The organism is Roseovarius sp. B-10 (genome assembly GCF_056859295.1).
In genome coordinates this window covers 39,032-59,356 of record NZ_JBSXOE010000035.1, presented here as the reverse complement: position 1 = coordinate 59,356, position 20,325 = coordinate 39,032, and the positions used below count along the sequence as shown (strand labels likewise).

21 protein-coding genes are annotated in these 20,325 nt (G+C 68.5%); 12 read left to right on the top strand and 9 right to left on the bottom strand.

Annotated features, from left to right (window positions below; all coding sequences use genetic code 11):
* Nucleotides 1-28 precede the first annotated feature (28 nt).
* On the top strand, nt 29-2,623 hold the full coding sequence (locus AC13D8_RS12360; protein WP_482969092.1) for a TIGR02302 family protein: 2,595 nt from the start codon (nt 29-31) through the stop codon (nt 2,621-2,623).
* Nucleotides 2,624-2,629: 6 nt separating this feature from the next.
* On the opposite strand, the gene AC13D8_RS12355 is transcribed toward AC13D8_RS12360, so the two are convergent.
* The gene (locus AC13D8_RS12355; protein ID WP_482969091.1) at nt 2,630-3,445 is read right to left on the bottom strand and encodes a zinc-ribbon domain-containing protein; all 816 of its coding nucleotides are present in this window, start codon (nt 3,443-3,445) and stop codon (nt 2,630-2,632) included.
* A 172-nt stretch (nt 3,446-3,617) separates the two neighbouring features.
* Here AC13D8_RS12355 and AC13D8_RS12350 point away from each other — a divergent pair, with 172 nt between their 5' ends.
* From AC13D8_RS12350 to AC13D8_RS12330, 5 genes are all read left to right on the top strand, one after another.
* Nucleotides 3,618-4,295 carry a cell division ATP-binding protein FtsE gene (locus tag AC13D8_RS12350; RefSeq protein ID WP_104019564.1) on the top strand — a complete coding sequence of 226 codons (678 nt, stop codon included), beginning with the start codon at nt 3,618-3,620 and terminating at the stop codon, nt 4,293-4,295.
* A 2-nt stretch (nt 4,296-4,297) separates the two neighbouring features.
* The gene (locus AC13D8_RS12345; RefSeq protein WP_482969090.1) at nt 4,298-5,197 is read left to right on the top strand and encodes a cell division protein FtsX; all 900 of its coding nucleotides are present in this window, start codon (nt 4,298-4,300) and stop codon (nt 5,195-5,197) included.
* Nucleotides 5,194-5,931, top strand: a complete 738-nt coding sequence (locus AC13D8_RS12340) for a lysophospholipid acyltransferase family protein (RefSeq protein WP_482969089.1) — start codon at nt 5,194-5,196, stop codon at nt 5,929-5,931. Before AC13D8_RS12345 ends, AC13D8_RS12340 begins: the two co-directional genes overlap by 4 nt.
* A gap of 157 nt (nt 5,932-6,088) precedes the next feature.
* On the top strand, nt 6,089-6,226 hold the full coding sequence (locus AC13D8_RS12335) for a hypothetical protein (RefSeq protein ID WP_165375327.1): 138 nt from the start codon (nt 6,089-6,091) through the stop codon (nt 6,224-6,226).
* A 278-nt stretch (nt 6,227-6,504) separates the two neighbouring features.
* A complete protein-coding gene (locus AC13D8_RS12330) occupies nt 6,505-7,245 on the top strand; it encodes a Hint domain-containing protein (RefSeq protein ID WP_482969088.1) in 741 nt (246 codons plus the stop codon).
* A 14-nt stretch (nt 7,246-7,259) separates the two neighbouring features.
* Here the strand turns inward: AC13D8_RS12330 and AC13D8_RS12325 are convergent, their stop codons facing one another.
* A complete protein-coding gene (locus tag AC13D8_RS12325; RefSeq protein ID WP_104019560.1) occupies nt 7,260-7,760 on the bottom strand; it encodes an Lrp/AsnC family transcriptional regulator in 501 nt (166 codons plus the stop codon).
* 194 nt (nt 7,761-7,954) lie between these two features.
* Here AC13D8_RS12325 and trxB point away from each other — a divergent pair, with 194 nt between their 5' ends.
* The 3 genes from trxB to AC13D8_RS12310 all read left to right on the top strand — a co-directional run bounded on the left by trxB (nt 7,955) and on the right by AC13D8_RS12310 (nt 10,465).
* Nucleotides 7,955-8,899: a thioredoxin-disulfide reductase gene (gene trxB / locus AC13D8_RS12320; protein ID WP_482969087.1), complete on the top strand. Its 945-nt coding sequence runs from the start codon at nt 7,955-7,957 to the stop codon at nt 8,897-8,899.
* A gap of 148 nt (nt 8,900-9,047) precedes the next feature.
* The gene (locus tag AC13D8_RS12315) at nt 9,048-10,112 is read left to right on the top strand and encodes a flagellar motor switch protein FliG (protein ID WP_482969086.1); all 1,065 of its coding nucleotides are present in this window, start codon (nt 9,048-9,050) and stop codon (nt 10,110-10,112) included.
* A gap of 98 nt (nt 10,113-10,210) precedes the next feature.
* On the top strand, nt 10,211-10,465 hold the full coding sequence (locus tag AC13D8_RS12310; RefSeq protein WP_482969085.1) for a DUF167 domain-containing protein: 255 nt from the start codon (nt 10,211-10,213) through the stop codon (nt 10,463-10,465).
* Between the two features lie 15 nt (nt 10,466-10,480).
* On the opposite strand, the gene trhO is transcribed toward AC13D8_RS12310, so the two are convergent.
* On the bottom strand, nt 10,481-11,395 hold the full coding sequence (gene trhO / locus AC13D8_RS12305; RefSeq protein WP_482969084.1) for an oxygen-dependent tRNA uridine(34) hydroxylase TrhO: 915 nt from the start codon (nt 11,393-11,395) through the stop codon (nt 10,481-10,483).
* A gap of 95 nt (nt 11,396-11,490) precedes the next feature.
* Between trhO and pncA the strand changes: the two genes are divergently transcribed.
* From pncA to AC13D8_RS12290, 3 genes are read left to right on the top strand one after another with little or no spacing between them, the layout of a single operon-like run.
* Nucleotides 11,491-12,087, top strand: coding sequence for a bifunctional nicotinamidase/pyrazinamidase (gene pncA, locus AC13D8_RS12300; RefSeq protein WP_482969083.1), 597 nt, complete (start codon nt 11,491-11,493; stop codon nt 12,085-12,087).
* Nucleotides 12,080-12,712: a uracil-DNA glycosylase family protein gene (locus tag AC13D8_RS12295; protein ID WP_482969082.1), complete on the top strand. Its 633-nt coding sequence runs from the start codon at nt 12,080-12,082 to the stop codon at nt 12,710-12,712. The genes pncA and AC13D8_RS12295 overlap by 8 nt, the downstream gene beginning before the upstream one ends.
* Nucleotides 12,705-13,490, top strand: coding sequence for an SseB family protein (locus tag AC13D8_RS12290; RefSeq protein WP_482969081.1), 786 nt, complete (start codon nt 12,705-12,707; stop codon nt 13,488-13,490). The genes AC13D8_RS12295 and AC13D8_RS12290 overlap by 8 nt, the downstream gene beginning before the upstream one ends.
* Before the next feature lie 222 nt (nt 13,491-13,712).
* Here the strand turns inward: AC13D8_RS12290 and AC13D8_RS12285 are convergent, their stop codons facing one another.
* The 6 genes from AC13D8_RS12285 to AC13D8_RS12260 are packed head-to-tail and all read right to left on the bottom strand — an operon-like array spanning nt 13,713 to nt 20,264.
* Complete coding sequence (locus tag AC13D8_RS12285; protein ID WP_482969080.1) at nt 13,713-14,645, bottom strand: 2-hydroxyacid dehydrogenase; 933 nt, start codon at nt 14,643-14,645, stop codon at nt 13,713-13,715.
* Between the two features lie 4 nt (nt 14,646-14,649).
* Nucleotides 14,650-15,789 carry a rod shape-determining protein RodA gene (gene rodA / locus AC13D8_RS12280; RefSeq protein ID WP_482969079.1) on the bottom strand — a complete coding sequence of 380 codons (1,140 nt, stop codon included), beginning with the start codon at nt 15,787-15,789 and terminating at the stop codon, nt 14,650-14,652.
* Nucleotides 15,786-17,729: a penicillin-binding protein 2 gene (gene mrdA / locus AC13D8_RS12275; protein ID WP_482969078.1), complete on the bottom strand. Its 1,944-nt coding sequence runs from the start codon at nt 17,727-17,729 to the stop codon at nt 15,786-15,788. The genes rodA and mrdA overlap by 4 nt, the downstream gene beginning before the upstream one ends.
* On the bottom strand, nt 17,726-18,265 hold the full coding sequence (locus tag AC13D8_RS12270) for a rod shape-determining protein MreD (protein ID WP_164989204.1): 540 nt from the start codon (nt 18,263-18,265) through the stop codon (nt 17,726-17,728). Before AC13D8_RS12270 ends, mrdA begins: the two co-directional genes overlap by 4 nt.
* A complete protein-coding gene (mreC, locus tag AC13D8_RS12265; RefSeq protein WP_482969077.1) occupies nt 18,258-19,184 on the bottom strand; it encodes a rod shape-determining protein MreC in 927 nt (308 codons plus the stop codon). The genes AC13D8_RS12270 and mreC overlap by 8 nt, the downstream gene beginning before the upstream one ends.
* A 33-nt stretch (nt 19,185-19,217) precedes the next feature.
* On the bottom strand, nt 19,218-20,264 hold the full coding sequence (locus tag AC13D8_RS12260; RefSeq protein ID WP_104019548.1) for a rod shape-determining protein: 1,047 nt from the start codon (nt 20,262-20,264) through the stop codon (nt 19,218-19,220).
* Between the last annotated feature and the right edge of the window lie 61 nt (nt 20,265-20,325).

The window sequence follows — 20,325 nt, the reverse complement described above, 5'->3', positions numbered from 1 at the left end:
GCCGGGCCTGAAAGGAACGGTTTCGCGGATGTCCCGACCGAGCGATCCTCTGGCAACGGCGATGGCGCGGCTGCGTCTGCCGCTCGGCCTCACTTGGGCCGGGTTGCTGGCCGAACGGGTTGCGCGGGCCTTCTGGCCGCTGCTGAGCCTGTTGGCCGTGGTGGCGGGCGGGGTGTTCCTCGGTCTGTACGAGCATGCGTCTCCCATCGTATTTCAGGTCGGTGCCGCGACGTTCGCGCTCGCCGCGCTGGCGCTCGGGCTTCGCGGGTTCGTACGGCTGCGCTGGCCGCGACGGGCCGAGGCGGTGGCCCGGCTCGACGCATCGCTCGATGGGCGACCCCTGGCCGCGCTCGGGGATGCGCAGGCGATCGGCAGCGACGATGCCGCCTCTGCCGCCCTGTGGCGGGCACACCAGGCGCGCATGGCCACGCGCGCGGCAGGTGCGCGGCACGTCCCGCCCGATCTGCGGCTGGCGCGGTTCGATCCCTATGGCCTGCGTCATATTGCGCTGCTGGTGCTGGTGATCGGCCTTGTCTTCGGCTCGGTCTGGCGCGCGGGTACGGTGGCGCAACTGGGCCCCGCTGGCGGGAGCGGCGCGGCGCTGGCGCAGGGACCGGCGTGGGAGGGCTGGATCGAGCCGCCGCGCCATACTGGCATGCCGAGCCTCTATCTTGCCGATCAGAAGGACGTGATCCATGCGCCGGTGGGCAGCGAGGTAACGCTGCGGTTCTACGGCGCGGAGGGTGCGCTCAGCCTGCACGAGACCGCCTCTGGCGGGGACGAGGATACGGGGCCGAAGACGGGCTCCGAGCAGAGCTTCGAGATCGCGCAGGACGGTGTCCTGCGCATCGACGGCCCGGGCGGGCGCGGCTGGCAGGTGGAGGCCGTCGCCGACGCCGCACCACAGGTGGCGGTGCTCGACTCGGAGGCGCGGACGAGCTTTGAAGGGCAGATGAGCCAGCCTTTCGAGGCGCGCGACGATTACGGTGTGACCGGTGGCCAAGCGGTGATCGCGCTCGACATGGAGCGCGTCGCGCGCCGTCACGGCCTTGCCGTCGAGCCCGAGCCGCGCGCGCCCATCCGGCTCGACTTGCCGCTGCCGATGATGGGCGACGGGGCCGAGTTTACCGAGACCCTGATCGCCAACCTTTCCCAGCATCCCTGGGCGCATCTGCCGGTGACGTTGCGGATGACGGTGACGGATGCGATCGGGCAGGAAGGGCAGTCCGACCCGACGGAGATGACTCTCCCGGCGCGGCGCTTCTTTGATCCGCTCGCGGCCGCGGTGATCGAGCAGCGGCGCGATCTGCTGTGGAGCCGGGACAACGCCACGCGGGTGGCGCAAGTGCTGCGCGCGATTTCCTACGAGCCGACCGACGGGCTCTTCCGATCGAGCGGAACCTACCTGCAACTGCGCGTGATCCTGCGGCGGCTCGAGGCGATGGCGGCGGCGGGCGGACCGGACACGGCCGGGCGCGACGAGATTGCGCAGGCGCTATGGGATCTCGGGGTGCTGATCGAGGATGGCGATGTCGGCGACGCGCTCGAGCGGATGCGCGCGGCGCAGGAGCGGCTGAGCGAGGCGATGAAGAACGGCGCGAGCGAGGACGAGATCGCCCGCCTCATGCAGGAATTGCGCGACGCCACCCAGGATTACCTGCGCCAGAAGATGCAGCAGGCCCAGCGCGAGGACGAGAACGGCGGCGATCAGCAGAGCGCCGAGAACTCCATGCGCATGTCCCAGCAGGATTTGCAGGACATGATGGATCGCATTCAGGAGCTGATGGAGCAGGGCCGCTTTGCCGAGGCGCGGCAGGCGCTGGAGGAATTCCAGCGCATGATGGAGAACATGCAGGTCACGCAGGGGCGGCAGGGCGGCTCGGAGGGCCAACAGGCGATGGAAGGGCTTTCCGAGACGCTGCGCGAACAGCAGGGCCTTTCGGATCAGGCGTTCCGCGACCTGCAGGAACAGTTCAACCCCGACGCGCGAAGCGGCCAGTCGCAGCAGAACGAGGGCCGCTCGGGCGGCGAGGGCCGCGGGCAGAGCCATGACGGCCAGCAGGGTCAGGGCGACGGCGGCGCGCGCTCGGGCGGCGAGGGCGCGGATGGGCGTGAGCAGGCCGGAGAGGGCGAGGGCGGATCGCTCGCTGACCGGCAGGAAGCATTGCGCCGGGAGCTTGAACGGCAGCGCGGTGGGCTTCCGCAACTCGGCGGCGAAGCGGGTGATGCGGCGCGCGAGTCGCTTGAGCGTGCGGAGCGGTCGATGGAAGGGGCCGAAGAGGCACTACGCAACAACGACCTCGCCGGTGCGCTCGAGGACCAGGCGGACGCGATGGAGGCGCTGCGCGAGGGAATGCGCAGCATGGGTGAGGCGATGGCACGCAACACGAACCCCGGCGGCCCGAGCGACGGACGTGGCGACCCCGGTCGCGCGCAGGCCGACCCGCTCGGGCGCGAGGCCGGTCAGGGTCGCCACGCGGGCACCCAGGACAGCCTGCTGCAGGGCGAGGACGTCTACCGCCGCGCGCGCGACCTGCTCGACGAGATTCGCCGCCGCTCGGGCGAAGGCGAGCGCCCGGATATCGAGCTCGATTACCTGCGCCGTCTTCTCGATCGGTTCTGAGCGGCGTCAGAGACGTGCCAGAAGGTCGGCGACCGTCGCCGACAGCATAGCGCGCACCCCATCTACCACCTGCACGTATTGCGCAAGCGGGGCCTCGGCAGCGGGCCAGAGCCCGGCGATCCGCGGGGCCATCAGGTAGACCACCAGCGCCGCGACGCAGCCCACCACCGCCAGTCGGAACCCGGTGCGAAATCCGCCACCACGGCGGGCGGGCGGCGAGTCTTCCGACGTGGCCGGCGAGAGCGAGGCCGCGGAGTCCCCCGAGGCGCTCAGCGAGGAATTGATCTCGTCGATATCGGGAAAGAGGTTGCGGCGCGAACCAGGATCGAGGCCGTCATCCTCGTCGTCGTCAAACACGTCGCCGCTATCGTCATCGTCTGTGTCGGGGTCGCCGCGCGGCGGCGTTTCGGTATCTGCGGGCCGCCCCCCACGCAGCCGCTGCATCCGGTCGCGCGCCTGGCGTGCGCGTTTCGCGCGATCGGGTTCGGGCTCGCCAAGGCCGAGGTCGGGTTGCGTCTCGATCCGGTCATCGGCTTCGGCGGCGCGGGCGGCGCGCTCGCGGTCTGCCTCCTCGCGCAGGATATCGGCCACCGACGGATCAATCCGCCGTCCCGACGCCGCGCCTTGCTCCGGCTCGGGGCGTGCCTCCGGCTCGGCCGTTGGCTCGGATCCGGGCTCCTCGGGCTCGGTCGGTTCGTGATCGGGATGGTTCTGGAACCACGTTGTGCCGCAATTGGAGCATTGCACATCGCGTCCCGAAACCGGGATCACCGCGTCCGGCACCTCATACTGCGCCCCGCAGTTCGGACATGTCAGCCTCATGGTTTCACCCGCTGCCTGCTGCTTGCCGCCGTTATCCGGCTTTTGCGACCGTGGCGCGAGCATAGGCACTAATCCACGAAGCGAAAAGAGCAAAGCGAATCATGCGGGCAGTGATTGCACATGTGTGACCTCTGGGGCATGAAGGGGGCTGCGGAAGAAAAGGGCGCAAGCGGTGATCGAGCTCGAGGGCGTGGGGTATTCCTATGGCGGGGGGGAGTTGCTGAGCGACGTGTCGCTCTCGCTCGCGCCCGGGTCGTTTCACTTTCTCACCGGGCCCTCGGGCTCGGGCAAGACGACACTGCTCAAGCTGTGCTACGGCGCGCTCGCGCCCACGGCGGGGCAGGTGCGCCTGTTCGGGCAGGACCGGCGCGAGATGAGCCGCGACGATATCGCGATGGCGCGGCGGCGCATCGGCGTGGTCCACCAGGATTGCCAGTTTCTCGACCATCTCGACGTGGCGGCTAATATCGCCCTGCCGCTCTCGGTGTCGGCGCGCGATCTGCTGGCCGAGGAAGCCAACCTGCGTGAACTGATCGGCTGGGTGGGCTTGCGCGCTCGGGCGCACGCGCGACCGCCCGAGCTCTCGGGCGGCGAGCGGCAACGCGCCGCGCTGGCGCGTGCGGTCATCATGTCGCCCGACGCGGTGCTGGCCGACGAGCCCACAGGGAATATCGACTGGGAGATGTCTGAGCGCCTGATGCGCTTGCTCATTGAACTTAACCGCATGGGCAAGACGATCCTCATCGCCACCCACGATCTGGCGCTGATCCGCGCCGCCAAGACCCATGTCCAGGCCCGGGTGCTGCGTATCGCCGGACGGCGGCTTCAGCTTGCGGGGGCGGACCTTTGACGGTGCTGTCCGGTTTCCTCTCGCAGCTACTGCCCGGTGACACGCAGGCTGACCGGGTCGTGCCGCCGAGCGGGTTCACCGCCACGCTGACGCTGTTCACGGCCGCGGCGATGGCCTTTCTCGCGGTTTTTGCGCTGGCGCTGTCGCTGGCCACCGGGCGGCTGGCGGACCGCTGGAGTAACGAGCTTGCCCGCACGGCGACGGTGCGCATCTCCGCGCCCGAGGGGCAGATGGCGGCGCAGACCGAGGCGGCGCTGCGGGTGCTCGAGACCACCACCGGTGTCGCGCGCGCCCGCGCGCTCGACGATGCCGAGCAGGCGGCGCTGCTTGAGCCGTGGTTCGGACCCGACCTGCCGCTCGATCAATTGCCCATCCCGCGGCTGATCGAAGTGACGGAGACCGAAGCGGGGTTCGACGTGCAGGGACTGCGGTTGCGGCTGGCAGCCGAGGTGCCGGGTGCCGTGCTCGACGATCACACGCGCTGGCGCAGACCGCTGGTGCAGGCCGCGTCGCGACTGAGGCTTCTGGGCTGGCTGTCGCTGGCGCTCATCGGGGCGGCGATGGCGGCGATGATCACGCTTGCGGCGCAGGCGGCGCTGGCGGCCAATGCGCAGGTCATCACGGTGCTGCGCCTCGTCGGCGCGCAGGATGATTTCATCGCGCGGGCCTTTGTGCGCCGCTTTGCCGTGCGGGGCCTCGGGGGCGCGGCGATCGGAACGGTGCTGGGATGCCTCGCCATCCTCGCGCTGCCATCGGCGCGGATCGAGGGCGGGTTTCTCACCGGGCTTGGCTTCCAGGGCTGGCACTGGCTCTTGCCGCTGCTGATCCCGCCGCTTGCCGGGCTGGTCGCTTTTGCCGCGACCCGCGCCGCCGCGCGCCGCAGACTGGAGAAGATGCCATGACACACGCCCTGCAATGGCTTCGGTCTCTCGTTTTCGTGGTCCAGATGTACCTGGCGATGGCGGTGCTGGGGATCGTGTTCCTGCCCTGGGCGCTGGTCAGTCCGCGTGGCGCGCGTATAGCGTGCAAGACCTTTTGCCGCTGGGTTCGCTTCACCGCGGCGTGGATGGTCGGCCTGCGCACCGAGGTGCGCGGCACACCGCCCCGGGGCGAAGTGCTGATCGCCTCCAAGCACCAGAGTTTTCTCGACATCATCCTCATCTTCGGCAGCATCCCGGCGGGCAAGTTCATCATGAAGCGGGAATTGATGTGGGCACCGGTGATCGGGCAATACGCGCTGCGCATCGGCTGCGTGCCGGTGGATCGAGGCAAGCGCAGCCAGGCTATTGGCAAGATGGTCGAGGACGTGGCGCGCGGACGGCAGGAGCCGGGACAGCTCATTATCTACGCGCAGGGCACCCGCGTCGCGCCGGGAGTGAAGAAGCCCTACAAGATTGGCGCCGGCGTGCTCTACGAGGAACTTGGCCAGACTTGCGTGCCGGCGGCGACAAATGTCGGCGTCTTCTGGCCGCGCAAGGGCATCCTGCGGAAACCGGGCCTCGCGGTGGTGGAGTTCCTGCCCGAGATTGCGCCGGGCCTGCCGAGGGGGACGTTCATGCGGCGTCTGGAGTCGGAGGTCGAGGAGGCGTCCGAGAGGCTGATGCGCGAGGCCGGCTTCGATACGGGCAGACGCTGAGGGTCGGCGTTCCCGCCCGTTTCGGCCCCCGTCCCGGCATCGCCCCCGTATTGCCCGGATTTTAACCTTTTCCGTCAAAACCTCGCCGCAAACCCCGCGCATCGTTGCGGATGAGGTAACAATGCCGCCAAGCGGCGCAGGCAAGAGGATGGAGCAGATGAAGGCACGTTGGTTGAAATCCGTGGTCGAGCACAGCAAGGAGGCTGCGCCCGCGTTGCCCTATCACCGCCAGGTGCGACGCGACGGGCGTCATGCCCGCATGTTCGCGCTGTTGCGCCCGCGCAAGACCGCCTGAGCCGCGCGCCGCCACCGGCGCAGGGCGACCGAAGAGCAGGCAAGGGCCGCCCCGTGGCGGCCCTTGTGCTTTCGCGAAGTTCGCCGTGGGTGCACAGCGAAACAATGATCTCGACCGTAGGCGACTATGTCGAAAACACGGTCAATGCCACGAAGATTCTGGCGCGAGAGCGCAGAATTGCCCGATTTGCGCGTCACACAAATCGCCAAATGTCTGACTGTCGTTGCCGCCGGAGGTCCGGTGCGGCCACGACGGCCCTGATCATGAGGTGACACGACATGAGCATGTACCGCTTCGGCGTCGATCTCCCCTCCGCGCCCCCGGCTGCCCGGGCGCAGGAGGCAACACGTCGGTATTCCTGCCTTTGGCGCGATGCCGAGGGGCGCCTCATGACGCAGGAGCGCCACCTCCCGTCGCTGCCGCTGCTCGACGCGGCCCATGCTGCCTTCGCGCACGGGGCGCTCGTTTCGACGTCGCGCGGCCCGGTGGCGGTCGAGGATCTGGTGCCCGGCGACATGATCGTCACCGCCGCGGGTGGCGCAGTCCCGGTGGTCTGGATCGGCTCGGTCACGATAGGGCCAGACCGTTCTGGCGTGGGCACCCCACTGACGCGGGTGATGGCCGACGCTTTCGGTTTCGGGCGGCCTATGGCCGATCTCGTGATGGGACCCGGCGCGCGGCTTCTAAGCCGTCCTTGCCGGCTACGCGCGCGGATCGGGGCGGACGGGGTTCTGTCGCCGGTGCACGCGATGGCAGATGGGGTGCACGCGATCCGCATGGTGTCGCGCCAGCCGGTGACCTTCTACCACCTCGCGTTGCGCCGGCACGCGGTGATCATGGTGAATGGGCTGGAAACCGAGAGCTTTCATCCCGGTGCCGGGTTCGAGCGCGGCTACGACGATGCCACCCTGCGGCAGGTCATGGCGGCCTTTCCTCATATTCCCAAGCCGTGCGATTTCGGACCTATGGCCCAGATGCGCCTGCCGCTCGACGCCCCCGAGGCGCTCGATCTGGTCTGAGGCCGCCGCCCTGCTCAGGCCGGTCGTTCGAGCCGAGCCTCTAGAATCTCGAAGGGCACGCCGGGCTCGTCCTTGGCTCCGCGGATCACCAGGGAGGTCTTGACGCTGCCCACGTTCTCTGCCGCGGTCAGTTCCTCGGTCAGGAACCGCTGGAAGGTCGACAGGTCGGGGGCGACGCATTTGAGAATGAAATCCACCTCGCCGTTGAGCATGTGGCACTCGCGCACCAGCGGCCAGGCCCGGCACCGCGCCTCGAAGGCCGACAGGTCCGCCTCGGCCTGGCTTTGCAGGCCGACCATCGCAAAGACCTGCACCTCGAAGCCCAACTCGCGCGCGTCGATATCGGCGTGATAGCCGCGGATATACCCCTGTTCTTCCAGGGCGCGCACCCGCCGCAGGCAGGGCGGGGCGGAAATGCCGACACGCTTGGCCAGCTCGACATTGGTCATCCGGCCGTCGGCCTGCAATTCTGCCAGTATCCTTCGGTCGATCGGATCGAGACGCGTGCCCGCCATCGCATTCTCCTGTTTATTTTCGCGGATGTTATAGCAGCCATGCGGGTGCGCGCAATAATATTTCGCCTATGCGCAAGATAATTTCGGATGCGAGGGTCTCATGGCGACGCATTGCCGCCTTGCAAGGGGTTACATGCCTCGTCCCGCGCCGCTATATGTCCGCGCGATATCCGGTTTTCAACGAAAGAGCAGCCATGCCCAAGACACGCCACACCAAGTGCCTCATAATCGGGTCCGGCCCCGCGGGCTATACCGCTGGCGTCTACGCCGCCCGCGCCATGCTGGAGCCGATGCTGGTGCAAGGGATCGAGCCGGGTGGGCAGCTCACCACCACCACCGAGGTGGAGAACTGGCCCGGCGATGCCGAGGTGCAGGGCCCCGACCTGATGGTGCGCATGGAGGCCCACGCCAAGGCCATGGGCTGCGAGATCGTGGGCGACATCATCACCGACCTCGACACTGAAAGCCGCCCCTTCACCGCCAAGGGCGACAGCGGCGCGACCTACACTGCCGATGCGGTGATCCTCGCCACGGGTGCCCGCGCGAAATGGCTGGGACTGGAGAGCGAGGAGGCGTTCAAGGGGTTCGGTGTGTCGGCCTGCGCAACCTGCGACGGATTCTTCTATCGCGGGCAAGAGATCGTTGTGGTGGGCGGCGGCAACACTGCCGTCGAAGAGGCGCTGTTCCTGACAAATTTCGCCTCCAAGGTCACTCTCATCCACCGCCGCGACGAGTTGCGCGCCGAGAAGATTTTGCAGGACCGGCTGTTCAAGCACCCCAAGATCGAGCCGCTGTGGTTCCACACGCTCGAGGAGGTGACCGGCACCGACAACCCCAAGGGTGTCGAGGGCGTCAGGGTGAGGCATGTCGAGACTGGCGAGATCACGGAAATCCCCTGCAAGGGCGTGTTCATCGCTATTGGCCACGCCCCGGCGAGCGAGCTTGTCAAAGGCAAGGTGGAGATGCATCACGGTGACTATGTGCACGTCGAACCGGGTAGCACCCGCACCTCGGTTCCGGGGCTTTTCGCCGCCGGTGACCTGACCGATCATATCTACCGCCAAGCGGTCACCAGCGCCGGTATGGGTTGCATGGCCGCGCTCGACGCCGAGAAATTCCTCGCCGAACAGGACGGCTGAGCGCGGGGTCGGGGGCGCTGCCTCCGCCACCCGTGCGGGGCGACTCCCCGGAGTATTTTGACCAAAGAGAAATCGTGATCGCGTTCAGGCTTTGTTGACGGATCGTGCCCTATGCTCGCGCAAGGATCGGGGCAACGGGGACCGAGGCATGAACGCACCACCCGCACGGATCGAGGGGCCGCGTCCGCGCGGCGCGGCGGCGCATCTGTCGCGCGCGCAGAAGGCCGCGATCATCGTGCGCTTCCTGATGAACGAGGGGGCGGACGTGTCCCTTTCGGATTTGCCGGACGAATTACAGGGACGACTGACCACACAGATGGGGTCGATGCGCTATGTGGATCGCGGCACGTTGGCCGATGTGGTGGCCGAATTCGCCAATGAACTCGAAGGGATGGGTCTGACCTTTCCGCGCGGCCTGCCCGGTGCGCTGTCGGCGCTCGACGGACGGATCAGCCCACAGACCGCTGCCCGCCTGCGCAAGGAGGCGGGTGTGCGCCAATACGGCGACCCCTGGGAATTGGTGAAGGCCACCGATCCCGAAACACTCGTCCCCATCCTCGAAGCGGAAAGCGCCGAGGTCGCCGCCGTGATCCTTTCCAAGCTCGACGTCGCGCGCGCCGCCGATCTGCTCGGGCGGCTGCCCGGTGCAGCGGCGCGGCGCATCACCTACGCCATTTCGCAGACCGGCTCTGTCTCGCCCGAGGCGGTGGACCGCATCGGCCTCGCCCTCGCGGCGCAGATACAGGACGTGCCGCAGAGTGCCTTTGCCGACGGGGCGGTGGAACGGGTGGGCGCGATCCTCAACTACTCGGCCGCAATCATCCGCGACAAGGTGCTCGAGGGTCTTGAAGACACCGACGAGGATTTCGCCGCGCTGGTGCGACGCGCGATTTTTACGTTCCTGCACCTGCCCGACCGCGTCAATCCGACCGATATCCCGCGCATCCTGCGCGAGGTGGATCAGCCTGTGCAGGTCGCCGCGCTGGCCGGGGCGCTCGATGGCGCGCTGGCCCCGGTGGCCGAATTCCTGCTGTCCAACATGTCGAAACGCATGGCTGACGCGCTGCGCGAGGAAATCGCGGAGCGGGGTCGGGTGCGCCCGCGCGAGGCCGAGGCCGCGCAGACCGAGATCGTGACCGCCGTGCGCCGGCTCGAAGCGGCAGGCGAGATCAGCCTCTTGCAGCCTGACGAGGACGGCGATGGCGGCGGGTAGGGCCACCCGGCGAGCGCGGCCTCCGGCTCTCGACCGCGGGGGGCGGGCGTGCCATCATTGCCGCCGGTAGCGACCCGGACGCGAGGAGGCGTGTCAGCATGGATCACCCCGACCTGGGCCATCTCGCGGCGCCGGGTACCCGTATTTCCCTGCGGGTGACGCCGCGGGCCTCGCGTGCGCGGATCGTGGCGGACGGGGACAGCCTGCGTGTCTACGTCACCGTGCCGCCCGAGGAGGGCAAGGCGAATGCCGCGGTGCAGGCGCTTTTGGCGAAGGCCATCGGGGTGCCGAAAACGCGGCTCAGGCTAGTGCGCGGGCAGGGCGCGCGGGACAAGTTGTTCGAAGTTTTGTGAGTAAATTCAGCCAGTTCATCCCTCGGCCATCCATCGGATATGCCGCTCGCCGCGCGCCGCGGCGAGGGCGACTTGTTTCTGCCGTTCGCGAAAACGGGCCTTGTCCTCGGCGCTGGTCTCGTGGGTGCAATGGTGGCAGGCGACACCGGCCTCGTATTCGGGGCGTGCGCGGTCCTCGGGCAGGATAGGGCGGCGGCAGGCATGGCAGAGCACGTGCGGCCCGGCGCGCAGCCCGTGTTCCACCGAAACGCGGCCATCGAAAACGAAACACGCGCCGCGCCACAGGCTCTGTTCCTTGGGCACCTCCTCGAGGTATTTCAGGATGCCGCCCTTGAGGTGATAGACCTCCTCCAACCCCTGGCTAAGCAGGTAATTCGTTGATTTCTCGCAACGAATCCCACCGGTGCAGAACATCGCCACGCGCTTGTTGTGAAACCGATCCTTGTTGGCCTGCCACCACGCGGGGAAATCGCGAAAGCTGTCGGTGCCGGGATCCACGGCCCCTTCGAAGCTGCCGATGGCCACCTCGTAGGCGTTGCGGGTGTCGATCACCGCGACATCGGGGGCAGCGATCAGCGCGTTCCACTCGGCAGGGGCGACATAGTGGCCGGTCGCGGCGCGCGGATCGACATCGGCGAGCCCCATCGTCACGATCTCGCGCTTGACGCGCACCTTCATGCGGCCGAAGGGCGGGGTGGCGCTGTGGCTGTCCTTCCACGCGAGTTCGGCGCATCCGGGCAGCGCGCGGAGATGGTCGAGAACGCGGGTTACGCTCTCGCAAGACCCGGAAATCGTTCCATTAATTCCCTCGCGCGCGAGCAGCAATGTGCCGCGCACACCTTCGGATTCGCACAGGGCGAGAAGCGGTGCGCGCAGGGTGGCGGGGTCATCAAGACGGGCGAAATGGTAGAGGGCGGTGATCCGGTGCATGGTGCGGGATTTACGCGCGCCGGGGCTTGTGGGCAAGGGCCGGGATTGACGCAGGACGGCCCGCGTCCTAGCCATGGGGCGCGAAGGAGGCGGGCATGACGGCTGCATTACTGGTGATCGACGTTCAGAACGATTTCTGCCCCGGGGGCGCGCTGGCGGTGCCGGGCGGGGATGAGATCGTGCCAAAGATCAACGCCTTGATGACTGATTTCAAAGAGATAATCCTGACGCAGGACTGGCACCCCGCCGGGCATTCCTCGTTTGCCTCGGAGCATCCGGGCAAGGCGCCGTTCGAGACGGTGGAGATGGAGTACGGCACTCAGGTGTTGTGGCCAGACCATTGTGTGCAGGGGAGCCATGGTGGGGCGTTTCATCCGGATCTCGACACGGCCCCCGCGCACCTGATTATCCGCAAGGGTATGTCATTGAAAATAGACAGTTATTCTGCGTTCTTCGAGAATGACCGGGCGACGCATACCGGGCTTGACGGATATCTTCAGACGCGCGGGGTCACAAAGCTGGTGATGGTTGGGCTGGCCACGGATTTCTGCGTGCAATTCTCGGCACTTGACGCGGCCAAGCTGGGCTACAGGGTGACCGTGCGGCGCGATCTGTGCCGGGCGATCGACCTCGACGGATCACTCGCGCAGGCCGAGGTGGCGATGCGCGAGGCGGGGGTCACGCTTGACTGAACCTACAGGTTCGGCGAGCGAACCGCACGGTTCGCCGCAAACGGCGCTCGGTGCCGAAATCCGGTCTTGTCGTTTGTGTGCCGATCGATTCGCCGCGACCGAGACGGCGCACGCGCCGCGCCCGGTGGTCTGGTTCCGCCCCACGGCGCGCATCCTGATCGCGGGGCAGGCGCCGGGGCTGCGGGTGCATCGCTCGGGGCGGCCCTTCGACGATCCGTCCGGCGAGCGGCTGCGCGACTGGCTGGGGGTGAGCGCGGCGGAGTTCTACGACCGCGACCGGGTGGCCATCGTGCCGATGGCGTTCTGCTTTCCGGGTTATGATGCCAAGGGGGCCGACCTGCCGCCACCCGCGATCTGCGGGCGGACATGGCATGACCGGGTGATGGCGCATCTGCCCGACGTGGCTCTGACGGTTCTGGTGGGCGGGCACGCGCATCGCTATCACCTTGGCACGCGGGCGGGGGTGACCGAGACGGTGCGCGGCTGGCGCGACCATGCACCGCGCAGGTTTCCCTTGCCGCACCCGTCCTGGCGCAATAGCGCGTGGTTGAAGAAGAACCCGTGGTTCGGCGACGAGGTGCTCCCGGCGCTGCGGGGCGCGGTGAGAGAGGTTCTGGGTGGCTGAGATGACCCCGCTGGATGCCGCGCATGCGGCGATGGAGACCGCGCCGGGCGACGAGGGCGCGCGGCTGCGCTTCTACGAGCGACTGGCGGCGAGCGAGTTGTGCCTGCTGCTGACACGCGAGGCGGAGGGCGACCGCATCGACCCGGTGGTGATCGCGCCGGAGGGCGGCGATTGCGTATTGGCATTCGATAACGAGGCGCGGCTGGCGGAATTTGCCGAGGGGCCCGCGCCCTATGCCGCGCTGTCGGGGCGGGCGCTGGCCGGGATGCTGGCCGGGCAGGGGCTGGGGCTGGGGCTCAACCTCGGGGTGGCGCCCTCGGCGATCCTGCTGCCCGCGCAGGCGATGGACTGGATGACGGAGATGCTGGCGGGGGCGCCTGAGGAGGTCGCCGCGCGGCCGGTGGAATTCCGCGTGCCCGGCGGGCTGCCCGAGGCGGTGCTGCGCGCGCTGGATGCGCGGCTGGCGGGCATGGCCGGCATGGCGCGCGCCGCGTGGCTGGTGGCGGCGCGCTACGAGGATGGCGCGCAGGGGCATTTGCTGGGCTTTGTCGGGGCCGCGCCGGGCGCGGAGGGCGCGCTGGCGCGGGCGGTGTCGGAGGTGCTGGCGTTTTCCGGGCTGGAGGCGGCGGCGCTCGACGTGGGGTTTTTCGAGGCGAGCGACCCGGTGCTGGCGCGGATGGCGGGCTGCGGTCTGCGGTTCGATCTGCCGGAGCCGGAGGTGCGGGCCACACCGGCGGCGCCGGGGTCGGACCCGGAGCGGCCGCCACGGTTGCGGTAGGGGAGCCGCGCAGTGCCCGACCGCGGGGGGGCGCTCAAACGCTTGTGGTCTTCACTTTATGGTGCAAAATACTTCAACGATCGTACAGGTTTAGGCGTTGCAATAGCGCCCGCCCGGGGGGGGCGGTCGGGCGCTGCGCGGCGGCGTGCAAGCACGCCTTGATTCCGCGCGGGATGGGTGACGAATGGCAGGAACAGGCCAGTCCCGCCCTGGCCTCCCACCTCAATATCCCGCGTCGCGGTCCACCAGGTGCAGGAGCGGCTCGCCCGCCTCGCCGCGGCGGATGTTCTCGGCGATGACCTGCGCCGCCGTTTCGGGCCGCGTCTCGGAGGCGATGTGTGGCGTGACCGTCACGCGGGGATGCGCCCAGAAGGGATGGGTGGGCGGCAGCGGTTCCTCGCGGAAGACATCGAGCGTGGCGTGGCCAATATGGCCCGTGTCGAGCGCGGCAATGAGCGCGTCGTCGTCGATCAGCGGCCCGCGCCCGGGGTTGAGGATCACCGCGCCCGTGGGCAGGAGGGCGAGGCGCGCGGCATTCAGCAGGTTCTCCGTCTCGGGCGTGAGGGGCAGCAGGAGGACGAGGATATCGGCCTCTTGCAGGGCCGTGCGCAGCCCGTCCTTGCCCGAGAGGCAGCGCAGGGTGTCGATCGACTTGGGTGTGCGGCTCCAGCCGGTCACGGCAAACCCCAGCGTGGCGAGCATCTGCGCGCAGGCGGCGCCGAGCGCGCCGAGGCCCAGAACGCTGACCCGGCGATCCGAGGCCAGCGGCGGGGCGTCGGGACGCCAGACCCCGTCCTGGTGGAGGATGTGGGTATCCATCCCGAGATGGTGGCGCAGCGCGTGGCCGGTGACCCATTCCACCATGCCGCTCGTCAGCCCGTGATCGACCATGCGCGCCAACGGGATATGCAGCGTCGGGTTGGGAACGATATTTTCCACCCCGGCCCAGAGGTTGAGCACCGCGCGGGCGCGGGTGAAGGGAGTGAAATCCTGCACCGGGCTGTCGGGGGCGTAGACGATGTAATCCACCTCTTGCGGCGCGATGTCGGTGGCGAGGTGGGCGGTGACGCCTGCGCGGTCGAGCGCGCGGCGCAGCGGGGCCTCGTAGGTGATCCACCGCGTGTCACCGGCGGCAAAGAGGATGTTGGCGGTCATGGGATTACCTCGGTTTGTGGACATGCGCGCTTTGCACGAGGCCGAAGCCAAGCATCAGCACCAGCATCGCCGAGCCGCCATAGCTGACCAGCGGCAGCGGCACGCCGACCACCGGCATCAGCCCCGTGACCATCGCCATGTTGACGGCGAAATACAGGAAGAACGTCATCGCCACCCCCAGCGTCAGCAGCGACGAGAACCGGTCGCGGTTGGTGAGCGCCGAGGCCACGCAGAACACGATGACGAGGGTGTAGAGCCCCAGGAGCGAGGCCGCGCCGATGAAGCCGAATTCCTCGGCCAGCGTGACGAAGATGAAATCGGTGTGTTTTTCTGGCAGGAAGTTGAGCCGCGTCTGGGTGCCCTGCATGAAGCCGCGCCCCGTCCAGCCGCCCGAGCCCAGCGCGATCTTGGACTGGGTGATGTGATAGCCCGCGCCGAGCGGGTCGCTGTCGGGGTTTAGGAAGGTGTCGATGCGGCGGTACTGGTAATTCTCCAGAAGCTGCCAATCGGTGCCGCGGCTGGTGAAGACGGCAAAGACGGCGCCCAGCCCCAGGGCGATCACGGTCGCGAAATAGGCCCAGTGGACACCCGCGAGGAACATCATCGCGCCGCCGCCCAGCACCAGCAGGATCGAGGTGCCGAGATCGGGCTGGCGCAACACCATGCCCACCGGCACGAGGATGACCATAAGCGGGATGAGCACCCAGACGGGCCGGGAAATCCGCGACATGGGCAGCCAGTCGTAATAGGCGGCGAGCACCATGACGAGGGTGATCTTGACCAGTTCGGAGGGCTGGATGCGCATGACGCCCAGGTCGAGCCAGCGTTGCGCGCCCTTGCCCTCGATGCCTATGAGCGCCACGGCCACCAGCAGCGCGAGCGAGGCGAGATAGGCCAGCAGCGACATGTTGCGCCAGAACCAGATCGGAACCAGCGCCACCACGATCATCCCCGCGAAGCCGGCGGCGAAGCGTTTCATCTGTGGCTCGGCCCATGTCGAGAGCGATCCGCCCGCCACCGAGTAGAGCATCAGGAAGCCGATGGAGGCCACGCTGGCCAGCAGGATGGCGAGCGGCCAGTTCAGGTACAGGATCTTGCGCGGGCCCGCGGGGACCGACTTTACGGTATGTTCGAGGTAGCTCATGCGCGGTCGCTCGTTTCCGTTGCGGGGCGCTCGCGCTCTCGGCGCAGCTCTTCCTGCAGGGTGCGGATGCGCGGGCGGTCGGAGGCGGGGTAGGCGGAGAGCGGCGGGTCGCCGCCATAGAGCGCCTGGAGCATGATGTCGCGCGCGATGGGCGCCGCCGCGGTCGAGCCGCCGCCGCCGTGCTCGACCACCACCGACAGCGCGAAACGCGGCGCGTCATGCGGGGCGAAGCTGACGAAGAGCGCATGGTCGCGCTGTGCGCGGGGCAGGTCGGAGTTGGAGCGCACGCCGCCCTCGCGCTCTGACGTGGAGATATTGCGCACCTGGCTGGTGCCGGTCTTGCCCGCGAGGCGCAGGCTGTCTTCGGCGATGCGGCTGCGATAGGCGGTGCCGCGGGGGCTGTTGCTGACGGCGAACATGGCGCGGCGGATTTCGCGCAGGTGATTTTCGTTGAGGCCGAGGCTGTCGCCGTGGCCGGTGGGCTGATCCACCCCGTCGATGGATTTCACCAGCCGCGGAACAACCGCCCGCGAGGTCGCGAGCCGCGCCGACATCACCGCGAGTTGCAGCGGTGAGGCGAGCACGAAGCCCTGGCCGATCGCGGTGTTGGCGCTGTCGCCGACCATCCACGGCGTGCCGCGATAGGCCAGCTTCCACTGCCGCGAGGGGGCGAGTCCCTCGGCCACGCTGGTCATCGGCAGGTCGAACTGCACCCCGATTCCGAACCGCTGCGCCATCGCCGAGATGCCCTCGATGCCAACGCGCATCGCCATCTCGTAGTAATAGACGTCGCAGCTGTTGCGCAGCGAGCGGTGCAGGTCGACATTGCCGTGGCCGCCGCGTTTCCAGCAGTGAAAGCGCCGCCCGCTGACCTCCTTGAAGCCGGGGCAGTAGACGGTTTCGTTGTAATCGACGAGCCCGGCCTCAAGCGCGGCAAGCGCGGTCACCATCTTGAAGGTGGAGCCGGGCGGATAGATGCCCTGCACCGCCTTGTTGGGCAGCGGGCGCAGCGGGTCGTCGAGCAGAGCGCGGTAATTGGCGCTGGAGATGCCGCGCACGAAGAGGTTGGGATCGAAGCCGGGGCTGGAGGCGCAGACGAGGATATCGCCGCTCTCGCAGTCGAGCATCACCGCCGCCGCCCCCTCGCCGCGCAGCCGCGCATGGGCATAGGTCTGGAGCGCGTTGTCGCAGGTGACCTGGACATCCGCGCCGGGGCGGCCCTCTTCGCGTTCGAGCTCGCGCATGACCCGGCCGGCGGCGTTGACCTCGACGCGGCGGGTGCCCGCCGCGCCGCGCAGCGAGCGTTCGAGCTCGGCCTCGAGCCCGATCTTGCCGATCTGGAAGCGTGGCAGGCGCAGCAGCGCCTCGGGGGCCTCCAGCCTTTCGATGTCGCGCGCGCTGACATCGCCGACATAGCCGATGGTGTGGGCATAGGCCGCGCCCAGCGGGTAGCGGCGCGACAGCCCCACCTCGGGCATCACGCCGGGCAGGGCGGGGGCGTTGACCGCAACGCGGGCGATCGCCTCCCAGTCCACGCGATCGGCCACCGTCACCGGTGTGTCGCCGCGCAGCTCGGCCAGGTCGCGGCGGGCCTTTTCCAGCTCTCCCGCCGCTATATCGACCAGCTGGGCGAGCCGGTCGAGCACAGCCTCGGCGTCGCCCGCCTGTTCGCGCGTGATGGTGATTCGGTAGCTGGGCACGTTCTCGGCGATGACGCGGCCCTCGCGGTCGAAGATGCGGCCGCGCGCGGGGGCGAGAAGCTGGAGGTTGATGCGGTTCTCGTCGGCCAGCAGGCGGAACTCGTCGGCCTGATCGACCTGAAGGTGGTTCATTCGGAACAGCAGTGCGCCCAGCACCGCCACCTGCGCACCACCGAGCACGAGTGCGCGCCGCGTGACGCGGCGCTGGCCTTCGGCGCGGTCGCGGGAGGGGCGTCTCATGTCGTCTGCCTCCCGGTTGCGAGTTCACCGGGCACGCGCTTGCGCACCCCGAAGACGAGATGAGACAACGCCGCCACCAGCGGGTAGGCGATGAGGGTCGCGAAAAGCTGCATCAGGTTGAGCCCGAGCGGAGCCTGGTCCACCAGCAGAATGGTCATCACCAGGCGGTACGCGAGCGTCATCGCCGCCAGCGTGCCCGCCACCGTCGCCCATTCCGCAAGGAAGGTCAGGTCGCGCAGCGCGGGCGCGCGGTGGCGCAGCGTTTCGCAACCAACGAGTGTCAGTGCCGCCCACAGGCCGGGGGGGCGCTGCAACAGCAGATCCATCGCCAGCGCCAGCCCGGCCACGAGAAGCGGAGGCACGTATTCCGGCCGCCGCACCGCCCAGGCAAAGGCGAGCGCGAGGAACAGGTCCGGCCCCGCCAAGCCCGGCGGAGCCATGTCGAGCGGCAAGAGCCGCGCGAAGACGAGCGCGCCGGCCAGCGCGGCGAAGAGCGCCCGCATGAGCCACAGGTGAAGCGTGCCGGTTCTAGCCATTGCCAGCCTCTGCCGCTGCCTGCGGCGCGGGGCCCGAGGGCGCCGGGGCGGTCGTGGGGGAGGTGGGGGCGATCAGGTCGCCGGGATCGTCGATCCGTTCGTGATCGTAACTGCGCAGCACGCGCAGGAATTCGAGCCGTTCGTAATCGGCGGCGACGCGCACCCGCATCCGCCCGCCGGGGTCGGCCACCACCTGCCCGACAGCGAGCCCCGCCGGAAACACCCCGCCATCCCCCGAGCTGAGCACCCGGTCGCCGGGGCGGATCTGGTCCGGGTTCTCGATGAAATCCAGGAGCGGCGCGGGAGAGTTGTCGCCGATCACCAGCGCGTGCTGCCCCGAGGGCTGGATCGTCACCGGCAAGCGGCTCGACGTATCGGTGAGCAGGATCACGCGCGCGGTATTCTGCCCCAGGCCAGAGATGCGCCCGACGAGCCCGAGCCCGTCCATCGCCGCCCAGCCTTCCATGATGCCGTCGCGCGCGCCCACGTTGAGCAGCACCGATTGCCGGAAGGGCGAGCCGCTATCGGCCATCACCACGCCGGTGACATAGGTGAGCTGCGGATCAAGCTGCACGTTGTTGAGATCGAGCAGGCGGGCGTTTTCCTGCTCCAGTTGCAGCGCCGCTTCCTTCCATGCCTTCATCTGCTGAAGCTCGCGGCGCAGCTCGCGGTTCTTTTCGTACATGCGCTGGTAGGACTGGAAATCGCGCAGGATGTGGACCGCGCCGGTGACCGGCGCCATCGCCCAGTCCATCGAGGGCACGACCCGGTCCACCACCTGTGCGCGAAACCGTTCGACCCGTGGGCTGTCGATGCGCCAGAGCAGGAAGATGCCGACAAGGCAGACAAGCAGAACCCCGAGGAGCAATCGCCTCAGCGGGCCCCGGTAGTCGTTGCTCTGTCCGCGGTCGCTGGCCACTGGCAACCCCTTTAGCGTTAAAAGGTGGGCCGGTTAACTGTCGTAGTCAATCGCGTGGCGCAACTGTTTCTCGAATTCGAGCGCCTTGCCGGTGCCCAGTGCCACGCAGTTGAGGCTGTCATCGGCGATCGAGACGGCGAGCCCGGTCTGCTCGCGCAGCGCCAGGTCGAGATCGCCCAGAAGCGCCCCGCCGCCCGTCAGCATCACCCCGCGATCGACGATATCGGCGGCGAGGTCCGGCGGCGTCGCCTCGAGCGCGGTCATCACCGCCTCGGTGATCTGCTGCACCGGTTCGGCCAGTGCTTCGGCCACCTGCGCCTGGCTGATCTCGGTCTCCTTGGGCACGCCGTTCAGGAGGTCGCGCCCACGGACCCGGATCGACGCGCCGCGCCCGTCATCGGGCATCCGCGCGGTGCCGATGGTGGTCTTGATCCGCTCGGCGGTGGATTCGCCCACCAGCAGGTTCTGCTGGCGGCGCAGGTAGTTGATGATCGCCTCGTCCATGCGGTCGCCGCCCACCCGCACCGAGCGGGCATAGACGATATCGCCGAGGGACAGCACCGCCACCTCGGTGGTGCCGCCGCCGATATCGACGACCATCGAGCCGGTGGGATCGGTGATCGGCATGCCCGCGCCGATGGCCGCGGCGATGGGCTCGGCGATGAGCCCGGCGCGGCGGGCACCGGCCGACAGCACCGACTGGCGGATGGCGCGTTTCTCGACCGGGGTGGCGCCGTGCGGGACGCAGACGATGATCTTGGGCTTGGAGAAGGTTGAGCGCTTGTGCACCTTGCGGATGAAGTGCTTGATCATCGCCTCGGCGGTGTCGAAATCGGCGATCACGCCCTCGCGCATGGGCCGGATGGCCTCGATGCTTCCGGGGGTGCGGCCCAGCATGAGCTTGGCGTCCTCGCCCACGGCGAGCACCCTCTTGACCCCGTCCTTGACGTGGTAGGCCACGACCGAGGGCTCGTTGAGGATAATGCCGCGGCCCTTGACGTAGACGAGTGTGTTTGCGGTGCCGAGATCAATCGCCATGTCCGAGGAAAAGAAGCTCGGAATTCTGTCAAACATCGCCATCTGTGCCCGTATCCTGTTGCCCCATAGGTGAAAGGCCCCGCGACTCGGGGATGCCCCAGGG

Excerpts from the sequence above, each read along its gene's own strand:
- AC13D8_RS12360 (WP_482969092.1), top strand. The coding sequence starts at position 29 with ATGTCCCGACCGAGCGATCCTCTGGCAACGGCGATGGCGCGGCTGCGT.
- AC13D8_RS12355 (WP_482969091.1), bottom strand. The coding sequence starts at position 3,445 with ATGAGGCTGACATGTCCGAACTGCGGGGCGCAGTATGAGGTGCCGGAC.
- AC13D8_RS12340 (WP_482969089.1), top strand. The coding sequence starts at position 5,194 with ATGACACACGCCCTGCAATGGCTTCGGTCTCTCGTTTTCGTGGTCCAG.
- AC13D8_RS12335 (WP_165375327.1), top strand. The coding sequence starts at position 6,089 with ATGAAGGCACGTTGGTTGAAATCCGTGGTCGAGCACAGCAAGGAGGCT.
- AC13D8_RS12330 (WP_482969088.1), top strand. The coding sequence starts at position 6,505 with ATGAGCATGTACCGCTTCGGCGTCGATCTCCCCTCCGCGCCCCCGGCT.
- AC13D8_RS12325 (WP_104019560.1), bottom strand. The coding sequence starts at position 7,760 with ATGGCGGGCACGCGTCTCGATCCGATCGACCGAAGGATACTGGCAGAA.
- trxB (WP_482969087.1), top strand. The coding sequence starts at position 7,955 with ATGCCCAAGACACGCCACACCAAGTGCCTCATAATCGGGTCCGGCCCC.
- AC13D8_RS12315 (WP_482969086.1), top strand. The coding sequence starts at position 9,048 with ATGAACGCACCACCCGCACGGATCGAGGGGCCGCGTCCGCGCGGCGCG.
- AC13D8_RS12310 (WP_482969085.1), top strand. The coding sequence starts at position 10,211 with ATGGATCACCCCGACCTGGGCCATCTCGCGGCGCCGGGTACCCGTATT.
- trhO (WP_482969084.1), bottom strand. The coding sequence starts at position 11,395 with ATGCACCGGATCACCGCCCTCTACCATTTCGCCCGTCTTGATGACCCC.
- pncA (WP_482969083.1), top strand. The coding sequence starts at position 11,491 with ATGACGGCTGCATTACTGGTGATCGACGTTCAGAACGATTTCTGCCCC.
- AC13D8_RS12285 (WP_482969080.1), bottom strand. The coding sequence starts at position 14,645 with ATGACCGCCAACATCCTCTTTGCCGCCGGTGACACGCGGTGGATCACC.
- rodA (WP_482969079.1), bottom strand. The coding sequence starts at position 15,789 with ATGAGCTACCTCGAACATACCGTAAAGTCGGTCCCCGCGGGCCCGCGC.
- mrdA (WP_482969078.1), bottom strand. The coding sequence starts at position 17,729 with ATGAGACGCCCCTCCCGCGACCGCGCCGAAGGCCAGCGCCGCGTCACG.
- AC13D8_RS12270 (WP_164989204.1), bottom strand. The coding sequence starts at position 18,265 with ATGGCTAGAACCGGCACGCTTCACCTGTGGCTCATGCGGGCGCTCTTC.
- AC13D8_RS12260 (WP_104019548.1), bottom strand. The coding sequence starts at position 20,264 with ATGGCGATGTTTGACAGAATTCCGAGCTTCTTTTCCTCGGACATGGCG.